We start from the raw sequence: 2455 nt of genomic DNA, 5'->3' as shown, positions 1-2455 counted from the left end.
ATAACAAGGAGAGAGTAGCTTAGTGGAAATTAATAGCCCGCTCATTCAACTTGCGTTACTCGAATCGTTAAAAGCAAATGAAATTGCAGACGAGATTGATCTGTTTTTGCCCTTCATTGCTGTCACTCTTACTGACTTAGGAAAGTTAGAAGTAACCGCAGAAAACCTTCAGGTTAAACTAGAAGAGTCATTTGGATTTAAACCACCAATCTCTGCAATCCAAGTATTTATGGCACGAGCGAGAAAGCGAGGCTTGCTCCATAAAGAAAACCATATGTTTATTCCGAACATGGATATGGTTGAGAAATGGAAAAACGGTTACGACGATAAAAAACGTGATATCGGTTCATCTGTGGCGCTATTGAGGCAAGACTTCAAAGAGTTCGCTTCAAACAAATTCAACAAGGAACTGAATGAAGAAGAGTGTGATGCACTGATAATAAAATTTATCAGTAAGAACGTATCAAGTGTGACGCAAAGTATTCGATTTGAGATAAATGAGCTGAATGAAAAGATAAAAAACACGGACCATGTTACGGCCTCATTTATCAGTCACATTCATAAAAATAAAACGGCATCTCTCGAACATTTCTCAAGGTTTGTGAAGGGAATGCTGCTAGCGAACTACCTTTGTTACGCAGACCAAGTCAGCCCCAAAAAAGCGTATGACACCATTACAGCATACTTAGATACGCCCATAATCGTTGGCCTGCTGGGTTTCAGTGGGGAGCAAAAGCGGAAATCATTGAAAGAGTTCATCTCATTACTAACAAATGTAGGTATTAATGTTTGTATTTTTGATAAAACTCTCGATGAAACGGAGCGCTTATTATCCGCATGGAGAGATGATTTAAAAAGAAAGAAGTATGGTCGTTTCAATACCAAAACACTTGAACTATTGCGCTACCTAGGCTACGACGCGGACCGTTTAGACTCTGAAATCAAGTTGCTTAAATCTCGAATAAGTAAGGAACAAATAAATATCCAGCTCGGGTTTAAAGCAAAGACTCAGTATCAATGTGACGAGAACGCCCTAGAAGAAGCCATATCTCCTATCTTTAAAGGTTCAAAGAATCTTGAGCACGATACTGTTTGCATAAGCAGAGTCTACAACTCGAGAGAAGGTCTGGTGATCAAAGATCTTAATCAAGCCTTCACAGTTTTTGTTACGCCAAATACGAGCCTCGTCAATTCAGCCAACAAACACTTCAGAAACGAAATACCTAAACAGGCAATTCCTCTAGTCGTATCTGAACAATGGATGACAGCTATGTTTTGGCTAAAAAAACCAGATATGTTTGGCTCCTTACCAATGGACCAAGTGGTCGCGTCGGCTTATGGACTTCTGTATACAGATGACCGTTTTTGGTCCAGCTTTATTAAAAAAATGGAGACGCTAGAGAAGCATGGAGATATCTCAGAGGAAGACCTCATTCAAGTAAGATGGGATTCCGACCTACTTAATATGGTGCATGATGTTTCCGTGGATGTAGGGGAAGATTTCTCTGAAGAAGATGTTTTTGAAATTGTCGAAAAAATCAAACGGAAGCATATAAAGGAAAAGGATCAGGAGATCGATCAACTATCCTCAGAAGCAAATCAGGCTATTTCTAAACTCAACAGGGAAATAGAAAAGAAAGCTGAGAAACTGGACAACACAAAATCACATCTAGAAAAAATTGCGTATGGGATAGCGACCATACCAGCACTGCTCCTCTCTTTGTCTGTGGTGATATGCGTATTTTGGGCCACATATTCAACGTTACCGACGGACATCTTTCCAAATGTAAGCCCCGAACTGCGGCAACATAGCGCTACAGGAATAGCCTTCTTCGTGACGTTATTATTTAGTTTTGCCGGGAGCATATGGGGCTTGAATATAATATCGATATTCAAAATGGTTAGGGAAAAAGCCTTCATTAAAACCTCTAAATTCTTACATGGAGAAAACTGATATGGAGGCTTTGTTAGCAAATTTTAGAGAGGAGTTTAGCGCCAAGCTACCGGCCTTAACACTTTTATCGAACCTAGGTTATACCTTTATTTCGCCCTCGGAGTGTGAAGTATTAAGAGGCAATACCGCCCCAGGTGATAAGTCTACTGGTCAAGTTATACTGTTGCCTGTCATGCGTAAGTTTTTGGGTAAGCAAACCTTTCCCTTTTCCGGTAAACAGCACCCACTATCGGAAGCGGCGATCGATAAGATTATGCACACGCTGAATCCGGCAATGAACGAAGGATTAAAAGGCGCTAATGAGAAACTCTACAACGCCTTACTGTATGGAGTGAGTGTCACAGAATTTGTGGATGGCAAAAAAGCTTCACCGACCATTCAGCTTATCGATTGGCAAAACCTGGATGAAAACGAGTTCCATGTCACCGAAGAAATGGTGGTTCAAAACAGTGAAGGTACGGGGAACAGAATCCCCGATATTGTTTGTTTTGTGAATGGCTT

General features: G+C 40.7%; 2 protein-coding genes. Both read left to right on the top strand.

The window, feature by feature from the left end; all coding sequences use genetic code 11:
• Positions 1 to 22 precede the first annotated feature (22 nt).
• Entirely contained in the window at positions 23 to 1954 is a 1932-nt protein-coding gene (locus tag A3735_RS18310; RefSeq protein WP_068638441.1) for a hypothetical protein, read from the top strand.
• A 1-nt stretch (position 1955) separates the two neighbouring features.
• On the top strand, positions 1956 to 2455 hold a 500-nt coding region (locus A3735_RS18305; protein WP_255375180.1), incomplete at its 3' end, for a type I restriction endonuclease.

It is taken from the genome of Oleiphilus sp. HI0061, from assembly GCF_001635675.1.
This window is presented reverse-complemented; position numbering and strand designations above follow the sequence as displayed.